Raw genomic sequence first — 19572 nt, forward strand, 5'->3', positions numbered from 1 at the left:
CCGCGCCGCCCGGCCGCGCCTCCCGCTCACTCCTTTGTTGACGTCTCCGTCGAGTCACCCCTCTTGCGGACGAGGAAGACCGCCGCGCCGCCGAGTACGACGAAGCCCACCGCGATCGTGGCGATCAGGGGCGTGTTGCTGGAGCTGCCCGTTTCGGCCAGGTCGCCGCCGCCCGAGGTGCCGCCTGCCGAGGCGGGGCTGGGCTGGGAGGCGGGCTGCGCCTTGTTCTCGATCGCCGCGCCCTCGGTGCGGCAGTCGAGGACGCCCTTGAAGCGCTTCTCGAAGCCGTTCGGGCCCGTGATCGTGAAGTCGTAGGGCTGGTCCTCCTGCAGCGGTATCGTCACCGTCTGTGACGCGCCCGCATTGATGGTGTACTCGAAGCCCATCAGCCGGAACGTGAACGGCTCGTCGCCCTTGTTCGTCGCGGTGATGTCCACGCCGCTCTTCGCGCAGTTCTTCTCCGCCGAGAGCGCCGGTACGGCTCCCTTGTCGGCCCAGTCGGCCGTCGCCGTCGCCGAGACCGTCGACTCGCTGGAGCCCGCGAGGATCTGCGTCTGGCTCCTGGTCTCGGACGCGAAGGCGCGGCCCACCGGGACGGTGGTGGACGCCTGGAGGGAGAGCGCGGCCGATCCGTCCGGGGCGTCCTTCGGCACGTCGAAGTAGAGGCGGCTGCCGTCGCGCGCCGACTTCACGGTCTTGCCGTTCTTGCCGACGACCTTCACGCCGCTCGCCTCGGAGTCGGCGGGCGGGGTCACCGTCACCGAATCGGCGTCGGTCCGCACGGTCACCGGGCCGACGCGCTCCCCCGCGCGCCCCGACACGGCGGGCGGGTCGAGGGTCAGCGAGGCCTTCGGCTCCGCGCTGTCGCGCGCGCTCCGGTGCAGGTAGTCGGCGAGCTTCTCGGCCTGCGGGTCGACGGCATCGACCTTGACGTGGTCGGAGTAGCGCCAGATCGCCACCTGGGTGCCGGCCGCGGCGGTCTGTGCGGTGAGCGAGCGCACGCCCGCCTTCCTGGCCAGCGCCGCGAGATCGTTCACCTGCGGATAGGAGTGCTGCAGGATCCAGCGGATCTTGCCCGCGTCACGGTTGGCGTTCAGCGAGGTGCCGCTCCACGGGGTCTCCTGGTACTTGGCGTCCTTCTGCGTGGGGTTGAGGATGTCGACGCAGTACGTCTGCAGGGTCCCGCCGCCCTCCACCGACATCTCGAAGAGGCCCGCGGGCACCTGCTGCGAGCTGCCGTTGTCCCGGATGACGGCCTGGTCGTACGTCCGCAGCCCGCCCAGCGTCGCGGTCGCGCCGCCCTGGTGCTGTGGCGCCGCTGTCGCCGCGGCCGCGGTGGCGGCGGTCATTCCGCCCGCCACGGCCAGCCCCGCCGCCATGGTCACTGCGGCGAGGCGCGCGACGCCTCGGCTACGTATGGACAACGCAGAAAACACTGGATTCCCCTCCGGGCGGGACCCGTTCACAACGTTGGGGGGTGGTCCCGCCAGCAGACTGAGTGGGGCAGGATCATCGGCCACCTGCGTGGCCTCACCTGCCGACTGCCCCGTGAGCTACGTCCGGCATCCTAAGGAAACAGCGGATCACGAGCCTCACCCATCCCATCGGGCGGCGGATCCGACTCGGAATCGTTATCCCCAATAGCCGCCCCGAGCTGGGCTTATCGACAAATCAACCGGCTTCATTCACCGATATGCCGCACAACGGTCGCCGCCAGACGGAGTCCTCCTGACGGCACGTCACCCCACGGGCACCGGCTCCTTCTTCCTCGCGTCGGTGATCTCCTCCTCCCGTTCCGCCGTCGGCGCCGTCAGCGCGGGATTGCCCTTGGCCACCCGCCGGAACGCCGCCGTACCGCGCGACAGATCGTGTCCGATGGTCAGCGCCTCGATGTCCGCCGACGTCCAGTGCTGCCCACCTCGCTCCTCGTCGCGCACCTTCAACCGGCCCTGCACGATGACCGGTTCACCCACGGACACCGAGCCCTGCACGTTCGTGCCGAGCGCCCGCCAGGCCCAGACCGTGAAGAAATTGGTGTGCCCGTCGTTCCACGCGTTCTTCGCCGCGTCGAAGTACCGCGCGGTCACCGCCAGTCGGAACCGCGCCACCGGCCCCGAAGGCAACTCCCGGTACACCGGCGTCGTCGCGACATTGCCCACCACCGTCACCAAGGTTTCGTTCATGTCGATCCACTCCCCCGCTTCGTCTGCGCTGTTGCCGCCGCGCACTCCGCGGCTGCGTTCTCAGACTGCACCGGCCGCGCCGATCCCGCCGAGCCCTGTGGACCACCGCCGGGTTGTGGAAATCTCCGTCACTCGAAAGGGTCTCCGGGCGGCCGGGGGAGGCTCTGGGGAACTCATCTCCTCACCCCACCGGCACCCCCTTCACCCCACCGGCACCCCCGTCACCCGCACGTACTGCTCCCTGACCTCCCGATAGCGCAGCAGCTCCGCCGCCACCGGATCGAGGACCCGCGCCCGCCCGCACCCGGCGGCCGCCTCCCGCAGTCGCCGTTCCGCCTCGGCCCCGTACCGGCGCGCGGGCCCCCGGGCCGCGAGGCGGCTCGTCCACTCCACGCACGGGCCGCCCACGATGCCCGCCAGCATCAGCAGCACCGGCACACCCAGGTTCGGCGTGGCCACGCCGATGATCTGCGCCACCAGCCAGAGCCCGCCCACGACCTGGAGCAACGTCATCGCCGCCTGGGTGAGGACGGCGGCCGGCCACCAGCCGGGCCGCGGCGGTCGCCCGGCCGGCACGCCCACCGTCACCGCCAGCTCGTCGAGCACCTCCGGCAGCCCCTTGGCACCGCGCACCGCGGCCTCCCGCACGGCCTGCCCCCAGGGCACCGGCAGCCCCGAAGCCGCCTCGTCGGCCACCGTGCGCACGGCGTGCTCCACGCGCTGGCGAGCCGTCGCCTCCTCGTCCACGGGAGCCAGCGCGGCCGACGCAGGGAAGCCCTGCGGGGAGCGCTGGGCCTCGTACCAGCGCCACAGTTTGAGCCAGGGGTCGCCGCACGCCTTGCCCGCGTTCCTGCGCCAGGCCCGTTCGGCCGCGTCCCCGGCCGCCGCCGCGCCCACGGCGTCCGCGAGGCGGTCGGCGAACTCCTCGCGCGCCTCCTCGCTGAGTCCGATCCGTCCGCGGTTGCGGCCCGTGTGCCCCTCGGCGACGTACACCGGACGCAGCCGGTCCGCGGCGGCGTCCAGGTCCGCGGCGATCCGGCGGGCCGCGGCGCCCCTCTCCTGGGTGAACTGGCCGAGCGCCTCGCGCAGTTCTCCGACGCCCTCGCCGGTCAGCGCGGAGACCGCCAGGACCGTGGCGCCCGGTTCGCCGTGTTCGCCGAGCGCGACGCCGTCCTCATCGAGGAGCCGCCGCAGGTCGTCCAGGACCTGGTCGGCGGCGTCCCCGGGGAGCCGGTCGATCTGGTTGAGGACGACGAAGGTGACCTCCGCGTGCCCGGCCATGGGGCGCAGGTAGCGCTCGTGGAGCATCGCGTCGGCGTACTTCTCCGGGTCGACGACCCAGATGACGGCGTCGACGAGGGCCAGAATCCGGTCGACGTGCTCACGGTGCTCGCCGACCGCCGAGTCGTGGTCGGGCAGATCGATCAGTACGAGGCCCTGGAGTTCGTCGGTGCCGGGCCCCTGGAGTGGCCTGCGGCGCAGCCGTCCCGGGATCCCGAGCCGGTCGAGGAGGCCCGCGGCGCCGTCGGTCCAGCTGCATCCGATGGGGGCGGCGGTCGTGGGCCTGCGCACGCCGGTGTCGGAGATCATCACACCCGCGAGGGAGTTGAAGAGCGTCGATTTGCCGCTGCCGGTGGCTCCCGCGACGGCGACCACGGTGTGCCGGTCGGAGAGCCTGCGCCGGGCGGCGGCCTCGTCGAGGACGCGGCCGGCCTCGGCGAGCGTGCCGCTGTCGACGCGGGTGCGGGAGAGCCCGACGAGTTCGCGCAGTGCGTCGAGTCGTACGCGCAGGGGCCCCTCATAAGAGGTGGGCGATCCGGGGCTGCCTGAGCGGGTGTACGAGCGCACGCCGGTGTCGGCGTCCGGGCCCGCGGGACGGGCCCCGCCCGCGACGCGCCGCGCGATCAGGCCGTCGTCCCAGGCCCGTTCGGCACGGCCGCCGGGACACTCGCGGTCCCCGCCGTCGGGCTCACTTCCGTCACTGTGGTCACCGTGGTCGGTGCGATCGGTGTGGTCGGGGCGGTCAGTGAGGGCGGTCACCGTGGTCACCTCTCCTTCTGCAGTACGGACAGGGCGGCGATCAGCTCGGCCTGGGGTTCGGGGTGCACCTCAAGGGCGTACAGGGGTGCGAGGCGCCGCTCCCGCTCGACGGTGAGGACCTTCTCCAGGTACTCGGCCAGCAGGCGTGAGCCCCGGTCGCGCAGCCGGACCGCGCTCTGCGCGCCGATCCGTTCCGCGAGGCTCTCCCCGGCGGAACGTGCCCGGCGCCCGCCGAGCAGGGCGGTGGCGAGCAGCGCGGCGACGACCTCGGGGTCGGGCAGCGCGTTCTTGTCCACCCGCTCGATCCCGCGCACCTCGTCCTCGGCGTACTCCTCCAGGACGCGCCGCCATCTGCGGACGGCCATCCCGATGCGGTGCTCGGCGCTCTCCGCCTCCGGGTCGCGGCCGGTGAGGCCGGGGGCCCCGGCGGCGGGTTCGTGCCGCCAGGCCTCGTCGATGCGCTCGTCGGCGGCGGTGACGGCGCAGAGCAGCAGGGCTTCCAGGCTCTCGGCGATGGCGTCGAGGAGTTCGCCGGCGCCGCAGTCGAGCGGGTAGCTGCGCCAGCGCTTCAGGGCGTCCCCTGCGAGCACGCCTCCGGCCCGCAACCGCCCCCGTACGCGCGCGTGCTCGTGTTCGTACGCCTCGTCGACGGCGGAGGTGAGCCGCAGTGCGGCCGCGTACTGGGCGGCGACGGCACCCGCGAGTTCCGGCATCCGGGTGTCGAGGGAGGCGAGGGCGCCCTTGGCGGTGCGGGCGACGGCCTCGCTGCGGGCCGCCGGTTCCTGGACGCGTTGGGTGAGCCAGGCGCGCAGCGGGGCCACGGCGGTGGCGGGGAGCAGCCCGCCGCCGCCCGCGGACTCGGGCAGTTCGGGCACGGTGAAGCGCGGTACGTCGCCGAGGCCTGCCTTCGTGAGCAGCGCCCCGTACTGCCGTGACACCTCTGTCACCACTTGGTGGGGGACGCGGTCGAGGACGGTGACGAGGGTGGCGTCGTGCTCCTTGGCGGTGCGGAGCAGATGCCAGGGCACGGCGTCGGCGTACCGCGAGGCGGTGGTGACCATCACCCAGATGTCGGCGGCGGCGATCAGCTCGGCGGCCAGTACGCGGTTCTCGGCGATGAGCGAGTCGATGTCGGGCGCGTCGAGGAGGGCGAGCCCGCGGGGCAGGCTCTGCGCGATCTCGATCCGCAGGGCGCGCTCCTCCTCGTCGACAAGGGCGTGCACGTCCGCGTCGTCGTTCCTGCCGTCGTCCTCACCGCCCTCCGACGGCTCCGGCCGGGGCACCCACACGCGCGTGAGGTCGGGCAGTACGCGCATCCCCGAGAACCAGTGGTGATCCTCCGGATGGCAGACGAGCACCGGCGTACGCGTGGTGGGCCGCAGCACGCCCGCCTCGCTGACCTGCTGCCCCACGAGTGAGTTCACGAGGGTGGACTTGCCGGCGCCGGTGGATCCGCCGACGACGGCGAGAAGGGGCGCTTCGGGCGCCCTGAGGCGGGGCACCAGATAGTCATCGAGCTGTGCCAGCAACTCGTCCCGGTTGGCACGCGCGCGTGGCGCCCCCGGCAGGGGGAGCGGAAAGCGTGCGGCGGCGACACGCTCGCGCAGGGCGGAGAGTGCGTCAAGCAATTGAGGCCGTACGTCCAAGGTCACCACATGCGAAGAATGCCCAATTTTGGCGGCTTTCTGAAGCATATGACGGTCCCTGCGCGCCGATCGGACACAGGGGATGGAAGGGGCGACTGGGGCGCAGGCATAACGAGTGCACAACACCCGGGGCGCGAGACGCCAAAAGCGATGCGAGATTCGCACCTGCCTGCGATTATCAGGATCGCTTCACCGAACCTCCACATCGCGGCGCGGAGGCGAAGCACCAGGGGCAGGGACCCGGGAGCCCTATCCTTGTCCCCGGCAAGGTCACGGATCTCCCCCACATCCGGGCTCCATGCCACCGGCCACACCCGGCCCCCGTAGCTCAGTGGATAGAGCAGGCGCCTTCTAAGCGCTTGGCCGCAGGTTCGAGTCCTGCCGGGGGCGCACAGTCCGTCCGTGTTCGGCCCTCCTCTCCGGGAGGGCCTTTTTGCTGGTCAGGGGCACACCACGGGCTCCGGAAAGCGGACACGCAAGCGCCGGACCACCCCCAGACGATCGCGGGAGGGTCCGGCGCTGTCCGGCTGTCACCGGGTTTCTGCGGGTGGCCACGGTGAATACGCGGGGAAGTTCTCCGAGGGCGCCGGCGGCCTCACGAGGGGATCTCCGGAAGGTCTCCCCTCGCCTCGATCCGCTTCTTGAGGTCGGTGAGCTGACCCGACACGCACCGGGTGTAGATGGCGAGCAGCACAGGAACGCTGTTGCCCGCCCACTCCGCGACCTGCGCGGTCGGCACTCCGTCGTTGAGCCAGTTCGTGAGGCAGGTATGCCGCAGGTCGTACACGCGCTTCCCCAGCGGCGAAGCGAATTCCTCGGGCGTGAGGACCTTGGCCCGTGCGGTTCGCCAGGCGCGGCGGATGACCGATCCGGCGAGCATCTCGCCCTTCTCCCCCGGAAACAGCAGGTCCCCCGGCTTCAGCTTCTGGGCTTTGATGTGCTCGCGAAGAATCTTCGTGAGCGACGGATGCCCCGGAACGATCCGGGTGTCGTCCGCGGCCCGTCCCTTCAAGCCTCGCTTCTCGTGGATCGCTCCGGTGTCGGTCCAGTTCTTGCCGACCTCCGGCTGAGCAGTGTGGAACACGAGTTCACTCCACTGATCTTCGGCGTCCTGGCCAGGCAGATGGACGTCCACCACCCGCATCGCTACGACCTCCTCCGGGCGCGGCCCGGCGTAGTACATCGTGGCGAAGAAGGCGTGCAGCCGCGCGCCACCGCGAGGGCGACGCCGGACCCAGCCAAGAAGGCGTGCCGCTTGCAGGGCGTTGAGCAGGGACCGCTTGTCGACCGCGGACGACGTCTTGGGGGCGGTCCCTCGGCCCTTGGGGAGCGGATTCGAGCCAAGAACCCGGTGTGTGACGGCGTACTCCATCGCCACGTTCAGGATGCGCCGGGTGCGCTTGATGGAGCTGGCGGCGGCCGACGCTCCATCGAGCCTGATGGATAGCTCGCGGAGTACTTCATCGACCTTGGCGGGGTCCTCCCACGCGGCCATCGTCAGGGTGTTGCGCTCGATCCATTTGAGGATCACCGCAACGTCCGGCGGCGCCTGCTCGCGCCGCCTCGTGTTGAACGCGAACTCCCGCAACGCGGTACGGACGTCGACTGCCTTGAAGGGGCTGGCCGGCGTACGCAACAGCGCGATGGTCGTTGCCATCAGGGCTTTGGACACGTTCTTTCGGCTGTTCCCGGAGGTGCGGCGCCACTGGGCATCGCAGAACTGCACGGCGAAGTCGTACCAGTTCACTCCGCGCGCGCCTGTCTGGTGCGAGACAGGGCGCCCCGTGGCGAGGCTGAACGCCTCGCCACGGCGGGTAGCACTGACGAGTTCTGAGCGGAATGCGTCCGCGAGGGCCCGCGTCCCGAATGGTGCCCGGTGCTCCGTTCCGTCCAGAGCCCAACGGACGGTGTACGTCGTACCTCTCGCGCCCTTGTACACCGCGATCTTCCAGACCTTGACGTTGTACGTCGTCTCCATCAGTCAGCGTCCTAAAGGTCGTTAAGCCAGTTATCCAGGTCATTCCGGCGCACGCGCAGGTCGCCGTTCGGGAGCTTGATACAGCGGGGCGCGCGGCCCTTTTGGCGCCAGTCGTAGAAGGTTGAGCGTGAGACGTTCAGTTCCTTGCAGACCTCGGGAAGCGTGAGCATCGCTCGGGTCCCGTTGGGGCTAGGCATTGGCTGGCCTCCATGGCGAGGTGGGTCAACGCGTTAGGGTCTCTGGGGAATCCGCAACATCCGCCACGCCGCAACATTGCAGGTCAGCGGGGGTAAACGCGTGGCGGATCTGTTTCTGTTGCGGATAGGTGCCGCGAGGCGCGGGCCTCGCGGCACCTACGAGGTGTGGCTGGTCAGCCGACGCTGCGGAGGGTTCGCGTGTCGGTTTCCGCGAGCGTGTGGCGGCTCTCAGACGGGCTTTCCGCCACAGATTCACCCTCGCTGACCTGCGATGTTGCGGCTGTGGCGGACGTTGCGGACTTTCCAGGGTCCGGAGGGCAGTAGCGGGTCCACGCGTCGCTCAAGTCATCGGCGTAGTAACCCTTGGGGGTGCCGCTGCCGACACGAATCCCGCGGGGCTTGATCGGGGTGTTGTCGGGCCGCACGTACTGGCTCAGGAGCTTGGAGAGCCGTCGGGCAGTGAGCGGTTTGAGGCTGTGCCCGTCCTCGCTCATGTCGTCCCATGGGGAGTCGTCGAGCTTGAGCAGGACTTCGAGAATGGCGGCGGTGGGCATCCGGTCCACGCCGCAGAACACGCGGTCGCGGAGGTCGGTCAACAGCCGGACGCCGAGGGAGGCTTCGTCGCCTGCGCTCGCGGCCTTGATGAGGGCAAGGCACGCGGCGCGCCCCCGCTCGGGCCAGTGCCCACCGGCCGCATCCGCGACCGCGAGCAGCGGCTCCCATACGTCCGCAGGACGGTCGACGACCCCCTCGGGCATCTCCGGCCACGCCTCAGCCACCTGCTCATGCAGAGTGGCGGTCCAGTCGGCCAACTGGTCGCGCAGGGCGTGGCCCTGCTTCTCGTGGACGCGACGCCGGTAGGACTCGCAGGTCTCGTTGGGCGCCTTCTTGCGCATCCGGATGATGACGGAACGGGTCAGGATCGTGTCCGGCAGCGAGCCGAGACCAGCCATGGCGACCGCGCAGAACGAGGGGAAGAACCCTGCCTTCTGGTCAGAGCCGTCCCCGATGCAGCGCAGGGATTTCGCGCCGCGCCGGTAGCCGGAGTTGAGGAACCCGCGGACCTCTTCGTTCCCGCCGGCCTTCGGGCCGAACACGGTGTCGATCTCGTCGAATAGGAGCGTGGGGGTGCCTTCGTCTGCGGAGACGAGGCGGAACAACGCGTTGGCAGAGGCGTTGACGGTGGTCGCCGCGCGCGGCGTGAGTGTCTCGATGATCTCCAGTGCGCGGGACTTCCCCGAGCCGGGTTCGGGGCTCAGGAAGGCGATGCGGGCGGTGCCGTCGAGCGCGTCCATCAGATGGGCGTGCGCGTCCCACAACGTCACGGCGACGTAGGCGTGTTCGGTGGGAAAAACGTTGAAACGGCGGTGGAACGCTTCGACCTCATCGAGCAGGGCCGCGCCGTCGATGGGCGGCGCGGTCTCGGGGGTGCTGGTCATGCGGCGTTCCTCCCTTCCTGGAAAGTACGGAGCGGGCATTGATCGCGGTGGGCGGTGTGGTCCTCGATGAGGGCGAGCACCTTGCGCCGTGCAACGGCGCTCCGGTCCCGTCCGCACAGGCACGTGGAGGTGGCGGTGGGGGTGGCGCCGCGGGGCGCGCGGATGTGGAGCCAGGCCACGGGATAGCGGCCATCACCGGCAGGCGGGCTGCTGGGGTGCTGTTGGGCGGGAAGGGCTGAAAGGACGCCCTGACGGGCGACGTCCTTTCGGCCGCGCACCCGACCCGGAACTGCGGCGCTGTCCGCGAGATCGTGTTGATTGGTTATGCGAGCGAGGCATTTGGGCTGCGGGCGAGGCGGGATGTGGTTCATGCTGTCTCCCGAGCGCGGCACGTTCGGGCGGAGTAGGCCAGGGCATCGCGGATCGTCGCCCGGCACTCGGCCGTCGACAGTCCCGCCGCCTCGCCCGCCGCCCCAAAAGCCTCCTCGACCACGCCTTGGGTGATCTCACCCCAGACGACAAAGCGCCCCATGGCGATCGTGCGGGTGAGCAGGAGTTTGTGCCGTTTCCCCTCCGGTGCTTGCCGGACCGTGTCCGTCTCGCGTTCCAGGGCCACCGCAGCACGGCGGGTGGTGCCACCTGGAATCAGCAGCGGGGCTGGCCGGACCGTCCTGGGAGGCGTGGCCGGTGCGCACACGAGGCTGTGCAGCCAGTCGGGCAACTCCGCGGCCGGGCGGTCGACGTCGACCGCGTACGTGCCCTGCGGGGTGTGGCTTCCGGCGGCGACGATGTTACCGCCCCAGGCGCGGGTGTCGATGCGGGGGGCGAGGGTCCCCGCCGTACTCGGCAGACGGGTCGCGGTGTGGAAGTACAGGTGGAGTCCGCCGCTGGGGGTCCGCACCGTGTAGGTGGCAGGCCACGGGGTGTCGGCGCGCTCGCAGAGCGCTTGGAAGTTCGTCGCGCCGCAAGGCGCGTCCGAACCGTCCTTCCCCTTGGGGGTGTCGAGATCGACGACCAGGAGGTGAGCGGGGCCGGTGGCGATACCGACGTTGAACGCACCGGTCTGCCAGGTACGGCGGATACGCTCGGGGTCGGTGGTGGCCCGCTGCTCCCACTTCACGTGCCCGTTCGTGCAGGGACCGCGGCCGGTGCAGGCGCGTTCGCCATGCAGGGCCGAGCCCTTGGCGCCGGGGCGCAGCGGGTGGACAGGCCAGCCTCGCGCGGCGGCGTCCATCGCGGTACGCATCAGGTGCTCGCTCATGCAGGCGCCCCCCGGGTCGGGCGGACAGGGATGCCAGTGGGCACAGAGACGATGTGTGTGGCGAGCAGTGGCGGGACGGCGTTGCCGACCTGCTCGAACTGCTTGGTCTTCGTGCCCTGGAAGGGGTAGTCCGGGCGGAAGGATTGCAGGACGGCGGCCTCAGCGACGGTGATGCGGACAGTGTCGGGGCTGGCGAACTGGGACTCGCCCCCGGCGTCACGGTTTCGGTGCCCCGGCGGGCTTATTCGGTCGGTGGCGCAGACTGTGGTCGCTGGACGTTTCAGCACCCACTGGCCCCCGGCCTTGGCCGTGAACGCTGGGGCAGGTGCACCGTGCGGGTCGGTGGTCTGGCGGCTTCCGTCGGGCTGCTGGTTGCGGTTGGTGTGCAGCACCCAGGCGCCGCGGCCTTGCGCATCGAGGAGCGTCTGCCGGGCCTGCGACGGGAACGGCTCGGCTCCGCCCGTCTTGCCGCCGCCGGCGGTGACCGTGGGCGCAACACGATCGGTTGCGCCCCAGCCGAGGGCGTCGGACATGGACACCCACCCCTGAAGGCACTCGCCGAACAGATCCGTCTCCGGCGCTCGGGCGTGCGTCGGCGCGGGTGCGGTGACCTTGCGGGCTCGGGAGGCGATGAGGATGGCGCGGCGCCTCGTCTGCGGGACGCCGTAGTCAGCGGCGTTGAGGATGCCGGCCCAGACGCTGTAGCCCCAGCCGCGGAGGATTCTGGCGTACTGCTGGTACAGCGGGAGGACGTCGGGGACTTCCTCAAGGCACACCCACTCGGGGCGCAGGTCGTACAGCCAGCGCATCGGCTCTGCGGCGAGCAGGGAGCGCTCGTCCTTGCACTGGGCAAGGAACTCGGCGCGGGTGTCGCGGCCATGGGCGAGGTCGTGAACGACCTGGTGCACGAGCGCCTGATCGGCGAGGCCGCCGCGCTTCCCGGCGCGGGACCAGGCCTGGCAGGGCGGCGACGCGATGAGCCCGCTGATGTGGTCCTTGAACGGGCCGGTCGGGTAGGCAGCTACGTCGGTCTGAATGGTCGCGTGGCCGGCGGCGTGCGCGGTCTGGCACGCCGCTGTGTCCCGCTCCAGGCCGATGTCGGCCAGGCCGAGCATGCGTAGGCCCTCTGCCCAGCCACCAGGTCCACGGAACAGTTCCACGATGTCATTGAGGAACACGCGGCTACCTGCGCTGCTCGCGCTTTTCGTCGAGAGCGCGTGCACAACCCTGGGGGGCTGGGACACGACCGGTACTCGCCGGATGTCAGTTAGTTCGGTCATGCTGGATGTCTCCAGTCCTGTTGAAGGTGCTGGGTGACAAGGGCGGCCCCGCGACTTTGGCGAGACGAGGGGGCCGCCCTTGGCGTCGCTAGAACGGGGGCTGCTCGCTGAACTTCGCGTCGCCCGAAGGGTGATCGGTGGCCCACGCGTCGGCGGACGCGCCAGCGGCGGGCTGTTTGGCGTTGATGGCGATGGTGGTGAAGCGCAGCGAGGCGCCGATCTCGTCGATTTCCAGCGCGAGCATCGAGCGGTTCTCGCCCTCCAGGGTCTGCCAGTTGTGCTGGCGGATACGGCCAAAGGCCACCACGCGGGCACCCTTGGCCAGGGAGTCGGCGATGTGTTCGGCCAGGGAGCGCCAGGCGACGCAGCGGAAGAACGTGGAGGTGCCGTCCTTCCACTGGTTCGTCTCGCGGTCGTAGACGCGCGGGGTGGAGGCGATGGTGAACTTGGCCAGCGCGGCACCGGACGGGGTGAACTTGATTTCGGGGTCGGCGGTCAGGTTGCCGATGACGGTGACCGGGGCCTCTCCGAACGACATGCTGTTCTCCTTCAGTTGGTGATGACGGGCACCAAGGCGGCGCCGTCGGTGAACTCGAACTCCGCGGCGGACAGGCAGATCAACAGCGCGTAGAGCTGTGCGGCCCGCTCGTGGTCGGCCTCGATCTCCAACGCAGCGCCCACCCGGCCCACTGCGGCACCCAGGGGGCTGTCGGAGCTGGGGATAGGGATGGCGTCGTGGTTGTCGTCCGGGTGCACGTCGTGGGCCCACCAGCCACCGGTCGGACAGTTGATCCACTCGATGCCGGTGCGGCAGATCAGGCAGCGAGCTTGGTAGGTCACTGGGCGGTCCCGCTCGGGTCGTTGGGGCCATGCGAGATCGTCCACGTGGGGTCTCCCTTCGGCGGCAGAGCCAGACGGCGGGCGGCGGCGTGGAGCTTGGCGTCCAGGACCGCGGGGGCCTGGTTGGTGATCGAGTGCAGGGCCACGGCGGCGGCGATGATGACGTCGGCCAGTTCCTGGGCGACGTCGTGGTGGGTGTGGGTCGTGCCCTTGCGGGGGTTTTGGCCGGTGGCGCCGATGTAGGCGGCTGCCACTTCCCCGGCTTCCTCGCTGACCTTGAGCAGGCGCATGGCGACTTCGTGTTCGTCGCGGGCGTTGGCCGCATCCAGTGCGGCGGTGATGCGGGCCACGACGGGCCACAGGGCAGAGCTCACGTACGGGCCTCCTTGGTGAGGGTGTCGGTGCGGATGACTGCGAAGGTGTCGGTGGTCTGGTCGTAGTGGATGTGGACCAGGCCGGGGGCCTCCTGGCGTGCTTCGGTGGCGCGGTGTGCGGCGACCAGGGAGGCGCGGGGGTTGCCGGCGGGGTAGGCGTCGATGCGGGTGGGGTGGTGTCCGGTGCAGTAGCGGCAGGTCATGGCGCTACTCCTTCGCGGTGGATTCAGCCGTGGAAGTGGTTGCGTTTGATGACGGCCTTGCGGATGTTGACCGTCGTCCCCCCGCCCGATCCGCTAGCGCCGAAGATCTGCACGGCGATCCAGCCGCCGAAGATGACCGCGGCCAGGATGATCAGTTGCTGGACGAAGGCGGCGAGCGCGGCGATGAATCCGGTGAGCAGGAGCAGGCCGCCACAGACCGCGGCGAAGCCGATGCCTCCAAGCGCGATGTTCACCGCAGTCCGGCTCACCACCGGTCGCGCGAGCGGGGCGGGCGCGGTGGGGGTGAGGGTGTAGCCGGTGGCGACGCGACCGTCGGGCAGGACGATCGACTGCACCGCAGGCCCCGTGCCCGGCTGCACCGGCACCAGCGGCGCCGTATGCGGGGCGGCGGGCGTGATCGGTAGGGGGTGGTGGACTTCGACGGCCGCGGGCCGCTCCAAGTGGTCCATGAGGTCTCCCTTAGATGGCCGCGAGCCCCACGCCGGGTGTGGCGTGGGGCTCGCGGGATCGGGGTGTGACGATCAGGTGTGAGGCAGCGTTAGGAGGCGTTACGGCGTGGTGTGAGGAGTGCGTAACACCGCGCCTGCCTAGGGGTTTGGGTGTTAGGCGGCCGTAACGCGTTACGGGGTGTTACGCCGCCGCCAGGGCGGGCACGATGCGCCACCGGCCGGTCTGATTCGTCATCTCCAGACGACCTTCCAGCGCGGCGTCCTTCAGCCGCAGGGACACCCAGGAGCGCGAGAGATGGTGGGCGTCGCACCACTCGGTGAAGTCCTTGGGGCCCACGACCATGCGCCCCTCGGACTCGAACTGCGCGAGCGCGTCGGCGAACAGCCGGCGAGCCTCCTCCGGGGCGGGCTTGCGGCCCTGCTCCTGCCCGAACAGCGGGGTCTCGTCGCCCGGCTGGTTGGCCGGGAGCTCTTGCTCGGGGTCGATGTCCTGGTCCTCGGGGTCGACATCGGGACTGTGTTCGTCGTCCATCTCGTCCTCCTCCGGGGCGTGCGCCCGGTCTTCCGGGCGGGTGCGGTCGGTGTAGGCGCGCCCGGCGACGCCGGCCGCCGCGAGGGCGGTCACGTCGTCGATGGCCATACGGATCCCGGCGAACTCGCGGTCGACCCATTCCAGAGTCACCGGGTCATTGCGGAAGGTGCGGGCCGGATTCGCGTACAGCTCTTCCTCGATCCCTGCGGCCACCAGGTAGCAGTAGCCGGGCTTGCGGTTCTTCCACGCGCCGGGATTGGCGCCCGCATCGAGCACCTCCTCCGGCAGCGCGAAGGAGGCGTCCCGCTCATCCACGCCGAAGCACAGCGAGGCAGGCAGGGAGGCCCGCGTGTCGGTGCTGATCTGGTAGCCGCTGGCCCGCTGCATCGAGATGATCAGCGAGATACCGGCCGAGCGGGCTTCCTGGGCGATCGTGGTGAACACGTCGTCGTCCAGCCGCGCGAGGGTGTTGGCGGCCTCCTCGAACCAGGAGACCAGGTAGGCCATGCCCGCACAGCCGCACGCCTGCCGGTCCTTGCGGCAGGAGTGCGCCGGGTCCTTCTGCTCCTTGGCCGCCTCCGGGCACCAGGAGCGGTAGCCGTGCGCTCCGAGCCAGGCGGTGCGCGCCGGGATGGCGGCCTTGACGGCCTCGATCATGATTTCGGTGTCCTGCGGGGTGGTGGCCACCCAGTCGCAGGCGGGGAAGATCTCCCCCAGGTCCTGGCCCTTCTTGACGTGGTCGGACAGCCACACCGCCACGTCACAGCGGGTCAAAATCTCCGAGAGGATGTCGAGGGCGCCTTCGGTCTTGCCTGCTCCGGTCTGGCCCATGATGAGCAGGTGGATGGCCTGCGGCAGCGTGAGCAGGAGCGGGGTGCCGTCGTCATACATGCCGATGACCAGCGGCTCCGCGATCGACCCGCCCGGCGTGGACGGGCCGGGGTACCAGGTGACCTGTTTGAGCATGTCGGTGGGCACGATCACCAGTTGGCCGCGGCGGGCCGATTCGGGGTTCCGCTGCTGGCGGACCGCGTTGGGCGGTACGTCCAGCGCACCGGCGAGGTGGGGCAGGGCCTTGGCCATGTCGTCGTTGGTCGCTTCGCCTGCGGGGAGGGCGTAGGGGACGGTGACGCGGTTCGGTTCGACCTTGGCCGCTCCCAGCTTCGTGCCTGCCAGGCCGACTTTCTCCAACAGGCCGGCGTCCGTCCCGTCTCCGGAGCTGTCGGGGTTGTGGCGCATGAGCATGCGCACGTTCCACGACAGGGCGACCGCAGGTCCGCCCATCAGGTAGAGGTCATCGAGCGGCCCGGCGGCGGGTCCGGCCAGGCACGCGGCCGTCAGCCACGCCGACCCCAGCGCGGTCGTCAGGGACGTGTGGATACGGCGCTGCTTGCTGGTCGTCTTCCCGATCAACCAGGCGCCACCGGACAGCGCCACCGACGTCAGGGTGAGGCCGACCGCGGCCGGCGTGCTCTCCTCCCACCGCAGATGACCCAGGACACCGGCCAGGCCGACGCCTCCCACCCCCAGCCACGGCGGGATGTGCGGCTTGGCGCGGTGCAGCAGGTAGTCGCCCAGGCCGCCACCGTCCGCGTTGCCCCGCTGGGCTTCCATCAGCTGAAGGAGGTCGTGCTGGTCGTTGTCTCTACGCTTCGTCACGAGTGCTGCCTCCTTACTGCTGGGCCCAGTTCATGACCGGCTGCTGCGGCTTGCGGGCGCGGTGGCGCACCCGATTCATCTCTTCCTCGTACTGCTGCTGGAAGGTCGAGTACGCGGCGGCGGCGTTCTTGGCCGCGGATTTCAGGTTGTCGGCGGCCTTGTTCACCTTGCGGGCCACCTTCGCCGCGCGGATGCGGGAGCCGAACGCGCGGCCCTCGGGGTCCGGCACCGCGGCCAGCACGCCCTTGAGGATCTCCGCACCCATCGCCACCTCGATGGAGAGCGTCACGCCGGCGGCGCGCAGGGTGTTGCAGTAGTTGCGCACCTGCGCCGGGGAGGTGAACTCCGGCGAGGGCAGCAGAGATTGGTTGTTGGAGCGGTTGCCGTTGCGGCGCACGTTCTTGTTGTTGTTCACCGTGACGTTGACGGGCGGGACAAATGAGCCGCCCATCGCGCCGACGAAGCCGCCGGCGGCGGCGCCGGCCTTGGCGAACTTGCCGGTCTTGGGGTCATTCACCGGCCGCGCCTGGCGCTGGCCGTTGGTGTTGCGTGCCATCAGGCAATCTCCTCAAGGTCAGTGCGAGCGGCGGACGATGAGCCAGGCGGTCTGTGCGGCGATCAGGGTGAGCAGCCAGATCAGATCCAGCGGGCCCGCAAGCGGCCCGAAGGCCGCCGCGAGCGCCCCCCACGCGGTGGCGGCGGTGGCGAGCAGCGCCAGGCCGATACGCCAGCCCAGCACGCCGCGATCGGCCGCGGGGCGGCGGCGCTGGGTGATGAGCAGCCACGTCAGCGGGCCAGCGGCGAGCGGGGCGAGCAGCAGCCCCGACCACCAGGCCAGCGCGTGCAGCACGGCCGTGACGGGCAGCGCCAGCACCGCCAGGCCAAGCGGAGCGAGCGCGCGGCGGTACTCCCACAGCAGGCGCCCCAGGAAGCCGGCCGCTTCACGGGACAGGGACGGGCGGTCGGGCACGACCACGATGAACGGCTGAGCAGAGCGGCGCCGGCCGCGTTGGCGCGGTATGCGGACGGTGGTGGCCCCGGCGGACACCTTCGCGGTGCGCGTGCGGGAGCGGGTACGGCTGGACACAGCGAATCTCCTCGCGTGCGGAAGTGGGTGGGTGCTGTGCGGGTCAGGCGACGGTGGGTCGGGGCAGGGCGCGGCACTGCGCGGCGTGCTTCTGTGCCCAGCGCTTGACCGAGTACGCGTAGATCGCGTTGTTGTCGTTCCCGTCGTCGCAGCCCCGGCAGGTCGCGGTCGACCAGCCGTCCGCGGTGACGATGTCCACGGTCAGTTCCCGGTCGTGCAGGAGTTCCGCGGCCAGCGTGAGGTAGCGGGTGGTGACGCCCTCGGGCCATGCGGCCGGGCTCTGGGTCTGGATGTGCACGTGAACCTCCAGGTGGAAGGGTCAGGCGGCGGCACGCTGCGCGTCAGCGCACAGCACGCACATGCCGAGCGACGTCGGCAGGCAGTAGCTGTAGATCACGCCGCAGATGGGGCAGGTGCGCCGGGCGAGCATCGCCAGCGCAAGCGCACCGCACCGACGCGACGTCATCGGCCGAACCGGCTTCGCAAGATCGATGCGGTAGAGGAACGCGACCTTCGCGCCGGACTTACGGCCGCGGTGGCGCAGCATGGCCTGCGCGGCGATCGGCTGACCGCCCGGCCGCAGCCCCTGCGCGCGAAGCTGCCGGCGGGTGGCCAGACCGGCCGGAGCGTAGTGCCAGGGGTAGGTCGGGATGCCGTAGCGGGCGCCGGTGGGGTCGTAGCACTTGCTGTAGGCCGCGGGCATCAGACCAGCGCCCCGTCAGTCTCGAAGGACGGGTGGCCTGCGTCGCGCAGTTGCTGGTAGCGGGTGGCGACCCAGCCGACCGACCAGCCGCACAGCTCCGCGGCCGAGCGCACCGGCAGCCCCGCCTCGAAGGAGGCCTGCACCGTCGCGCGGGCCCGATCCTCGGGAACCTTCTCTATGGCAGGACCCGCGGCGAGCAGCGCGGCACGTTCACGCTCGGCCCGCGCCATGCGCTCGGCCTGTTCACGGCGTTCACGCTCCAACCGCTCGGCCCGCTCACGCGCGGCTCGCTCGGCTTCCTCGCGCTCACGGCGTTCACGCTCACGGTCGAGCCGTTCACGCTCGCGTTCAGCGCGTTCACGCTCGGCCCGCTCGGCCATCTCGCGGACCTGGGCCCGTTCACGTTCCTCGCGGCGCACACGCTCCTCGCGCTCGGCCTGCTCGCGGACCAACTGGGCTTCGTGTTCACGCTGTTCACGCGCCAACATCGCGGCGTGCTCACGCTCCTCACGGGCCAGCCGCGCGGCCGTTTCACGGCGCTCCACAGCCGCTTTCTCCCGTGCTGCTTGGTCTGCCTGCTGGCGCTCCTGCAGCGCGGCCACCGCAGCAGTGATAGCGCGCCGGTAGGCGAGCCCGGATTCCGCGGTAACGATCAGAAGTAGCGGTGCGACCGCGTGCACGGCCACGCCCACCAGGTCCTTGTTCAGCGCGGAGTCCGCGACGTTCAAGGCCAGCGTCATGCAGCCGGTCATCCAGCGCAGGGCGATCGGCCACCGGCCGCCGTGCCCCCCGAGCCGGGCGAGCACCGCATCGAGGCGGACCACGATGACCACCGCGGCATCCACCACGAGCGGCAGGATGGGCGCCGTCCAGTCCCACTCGTCAGCCGTGTGCTCGGCAGCGAGGGGGGTGACGGTGAGGATCGAGTAGAGCATCGCGCCCGCGACGATCAGCCACGTGCCAACGGACAGCGCACGCTCGGCTGAACGGATCTGAACACTGTTCACGCCTCCACCCCCGCCCGTGAACACACCCGTACGTCAGCGATCAGATGGACCGGCGAGGCGGGGTCGTCGAGGGTTTCGCTGTACTCGGTCCACTCCCACTCAGCGCCCACAACCGGCTCGAAGCCGAGCGCACTGAGCGCCTGCGTGCGTTCCGTGAACGTCGGCACCGGCGCGGAACGGTCAAAGCTGTACTCCGGCCACGGGTCGGTGGTGTTCAGCAGCACCACGTACAGGCGCCACCGGCTGGCGTGCATGGACATCTGCGCGGTGAACTCCCGTGGCATCACGCCGCCACCGCCAGGCCCTGCCCGCGGCAGGCGGCCGGTCGACGGCCCTTGCGGGATCGGCGGGGCCGCGGCGCGCGCTTCGGCAGGTCGCTCACCTTCAGCAGCTCCCTGGCGTACGCGGCGGCGGTCGGGTCGACCTCCCGCAGTTCCGCGAGCACGTCGCGTGCCACGTCCAGGCGGGCCGCGCGGTCCTGCTCGGATTCCGTGGCCGTGCCGATGAACAGCTCTACATCGAACCCCGCCGAACGCTCGGTGAAGCCCAAGGCCAGCTCCGCGAACTCGGCTGCGGTAACAGCGGTATGGCCAGCAACGATGCACTTCATGGGTCGTGCTCCTCTCAGACGGGAACGGCCCAAACAGCGGCCCCGGTGTTCGAGCACCGGGGC

22 protein-coding genes and 1 tRNA gene are annotated in these 19572 nt (G+C 70.7%); 1 reads left to right on the forward strand and 22 read right to left on the reverse strand.

Annotated elements, in window-relative coordinates:
* Positions 1 to 26: 26 nt before the first annotated feature.
* The 4 genes from AC07DI_RS11940 to AC07DI_RS11955 all read right to left on the reverse strand — a co-directional run bounded on the left by AC07DI_RS11940 (position 27) and on the right by AC07DI_RS11955 (position 5878).
* Complete coding sequence (locus AC07DI_RS11940) at positions 27 to 1379, reverse strand: Cys-Gln thioester bond-forming surface protein (RefSeq protein WP_478904445.1); 1353 nt, start codon at positions 1377 to 1379, stop codon at positions 27 to 29.
* 360 nt (positions 1380 to 1739) lie between these two features.
* Positions 1740 to 2183, reverse strand: a complete 444-nt coding sequence (locus AC07DI_RS11945) for a single-stranded DNA-binding protein (protein ID WP_384259266.1) — start codon at positions 2181 to 2183, stop codon at positions 1740 to 1742.
* Positions 2184 to 2384: 201 nt separating this feature from the next.
* Positions 2385 to 4223 carry a YfjP family GTPase gene (locus AC07DI_RS11950; RefSeq protein ID WP_478904039.1) on the reverse strand — a complete coding sequence of 613 codons (1839 nt, stop codon included), beginning with the start codon at positions 4221 to 4223 and terminating at the stop codon, positions 2385 to 2387.
* A gap of 5 nt (positions 4224 to 4228) precedes the next feature.
* Positions 4229 to 5878 (reverse strand): dynamin family protein, encoded by a 1650-nt coding sequence (locus tag AC07DI_RS11955; protein WP_478904041.1) that lies wholly within the window; start codon positions 5876 to 5878, stop codon positions 4229 to 4231.
* A 308-nt stretch (positions 5879 to 6186) separates the two neighbouring features.
* On the opposite strand from AC07DI_RS11955, the gene AC07DI_RS11960 reads away from it, so the two are divergent.
* A tRNA-Arg gene (locus tag AC07DI_RS11960) sits at positions 6187 to 6259 on the forward strand.
* Positions 6260 to 6464: 205 nt separating this feature from the next.
* Here AC07DI_RS11960 and AC07DI_RS11965 read toward each other — a convergent pair.
* From AC07DI_RS11965 to AC07DI_RS12050, 18 genes are all read right to left on the reverse strand, one after another.
* Positions 6465 to 7847, reverse strand: coding sequence for a tyrosine-type recombinase/integrase (locus tag AC07DI_RS11965; protein ID WP_478904043.1), 1383 nt, complete (start codon positions 7845 to 7847; stop codon positions 6465 to 6467).
* An 11-nt stretch (positions 7848 to 7858) separates the two neighbouring features.
* Positions 7859 to 8044 carry a helix-turn-helix transcriptional regulator gene (locus tag AC07DI_RS11970; RefSeq protein WP_478904045.1) on the reverse strand — a complete coding sequence of 62 codons (186 nt, stop codon included), beginning with the start codon at positions 8042 to 8044 and terminating at the stop codon, positions 7859 to 7861.
* Between the two features lie 173 nt (positions 8045 to 8217).
* Positions 8218 to 9483 carry a DUF3631 domain-containing protein gene (locus AC07DI_RS11975; protein WP_478904047.1) on the reverse strand — a complete coding sequence of 422 codons (1266 nt, stop codon included), beginning with the start codon at positions 9481 to 9483 and terminating at the stop codon, positions 8218 to 8220.
* Positions 9484 to 9850: 367 nt separating this feature from the next.
* Entirely contained in the window at positions 9851 to 10744 is an 894-nt protein-coding gene (locus AC07DI_RS11980; RefSeq protein ID WP_478904048.1) for a bifunctional DNA primase/polymerase, read from the reverse strand.
* The gene (locus AC07DI_RS11985) at positions 10741 to 11922 is read right to left on the reverse strand and encodes a DNA cytosine methyltransferase (RefSeq protein ID WP_478904049.1); all 1182 of its coding nucleotides are present in this window, start codon (positions 11920 to 11922) and stop codon (positions 10741 to 10743) included. Before AC07DI_RS11985 ends, AC07DI_RS11980 begins: the two co-directional genes overlap by 4 nt.
* Positions 11923 to 12112: 190 nt before the next feature.
* Complete coding sequence (gene ssb / locus AC07DI_RS11990; RefSeq protein ID WP_478904051.1) at positions 12113 to 12562, reverse strand: single-stranded DNA-binding protein; 450 nt, start codon at positions 12560 to 12562, stop codon at positions 12113 to 12115.
* Between the two features lie 11 nt (positions 12563 to 12573).
* Complete coding sequence (locus AC07DI_RS11995) at positions 12574 to 12864, reverse strand: hypothetical protein (RefSeq protein WP_478904052.1); 291 nt, start codon at positions 12862 to 12864, stop codon at positions 12574 to 12576.
* Positions 12861 to 13238 (reverse strand): MazG-like family protein, encoded by a 378-nt coding sequence (locus AC07DI_RS12000; RefSeq protein WP_478904054.1) that lies wholly within the window; start codon positions 13236 to 13238, stop codon positions 12861 to 12863. Before AC07DI_RS12000 ends, AC07DI_RS11995 begins: the two co-directional genes overlap by 4 nt.
* Positions 13235 to 13441 carry a hypothetical protein gene (locus AC07DI_RS12005; RefSeq protein WP_478904056.1) on the reverse strand — a complete coding sequence of 69 codons (207 nt, stop codon included), beginning with the start codon at positions 13439 to 13441 and terminating at the stop codon, positions 13235 to 13237. The genes AC07DI_RS12000 and AC07DI_RS12005 overlap by 4 nt, the downstream gene beginning before the upstream one ends.
* 23 nt (positions 13442 to 13464) lie before the next feature.
* Positions 13465 to 13911 carry a hypothetical protein gene (locus AC07DI_RS12010; RefSeq protein WP_478904058.1) on the reverse strand — a complete coding sequence of 149 codons (447 nt, stop codon included), beginning with the start codon at positions 13909 to 13911 and terminating at the stop codon, positions 13465 to 13467.
* A gap of 181 nt (positions 13912 to 14092) precedes the next feature.
* Positions 14093 to 16057: a plasmid transfer protein TraB gene (gene traB / locus AC07DI_RS12015; protein ID WP_478904447.1), complete on the reverse strand. Its 1965-nt coding sequence runs from the start codon at positions 16055 to 16057 to the stop codon at positions 14093 to 14095.
* A gap of 58 nt (positions 16058 to 16115) precedes the next feature.
* Positions 16116 to 16658 carry a plasmid transfer protein TraA gene (gene traA / locus AC07DI_RS12020; RefSeq protein ID WP_478904060.1) on the reverse strand — a complete coding sequence of 181 codons (543 nt, stop codon included), beginning with the start codon at positions 16656 to 16658 and terminating at the stop codon, positions 16116 to 16118.
* 18 nt (positions 16659 to 16676) lie between these two features.
* Positions 16677 to 17189, reverse strand: coding sequence for a hypothetical protein (locus AC07DI_RS12025; RefSeq protein WP_478904062.1), 513 nt, complete (start codon positions 17187 to 17189; stop codon positions 16677 to 16679).
* Between the two features lie 43 nt (positions 17190 to 17232).
* The gene (locus AC07DI_RS12030) at positions 17233 to 17487 is read right to left on the reverse strand and encodes a hypothetical protein (RefSeq protein WP_478904064.1); all 255 of its coding nucleotides are present in this window, start codon (positions 17485 to 17487) and stop codon (positions 17233 to 17235) included.
* 21 nt (positions 17488 to 17508) lie between these two features.
* Positions 17509 to 17892, reverse strand: coding sequence for an RRQRL motif-containing zinc-binding protein (locus AC07DI_RS12035; protein WP_478904065.1), 384 nt, complete (start codon positions 17890 to 17892; stop codon positions 17509 to 17511).
* A complete protein-coding gene (locus AC07DI_RS12040) occupies positions 17892 to 18899 on the reverse strand; it encodes a DUF2637 domain-containing protein (protein ID WP_478904067.1) in 1008 nt (335 codons plus the stop codon). Before AC07DI_RS12040 ends, AC07DI_RS12035 begins: the two co-directional genes overlap by 1 nt.
* Entirely contained in the window at positions 18896 to 19183 is a 288-nt protein-coding gene (locus AC07DI_RS12045; protein ID WP_478904069.1) for a DUF6303 family protein, read from the reverse strand. Before AC07DI_RS12045 ends, AC07DI_RS12040 begins: the two co-directional genes overlap by 4 nt.
* Entirely contained in the window at positions 19183 to 19509 is a 327-nt protein-coding gene (locus AC07DI_RS12050; RefSeq protein ID WP_478904071.1) for a hypothetical protein, read from the reverse strand. The genes AC07DI_RS12045 and AC07DI_RS12050 overlap by 1 nt, the downstream gene beginning before the upstream one ends.
* Between the last annotated feature and the right edge of the window lie 63 nt (positions 19510 to 19572).

The organism is Streptomyces sp. NPDC044106, from assembly GCF_056433985.1.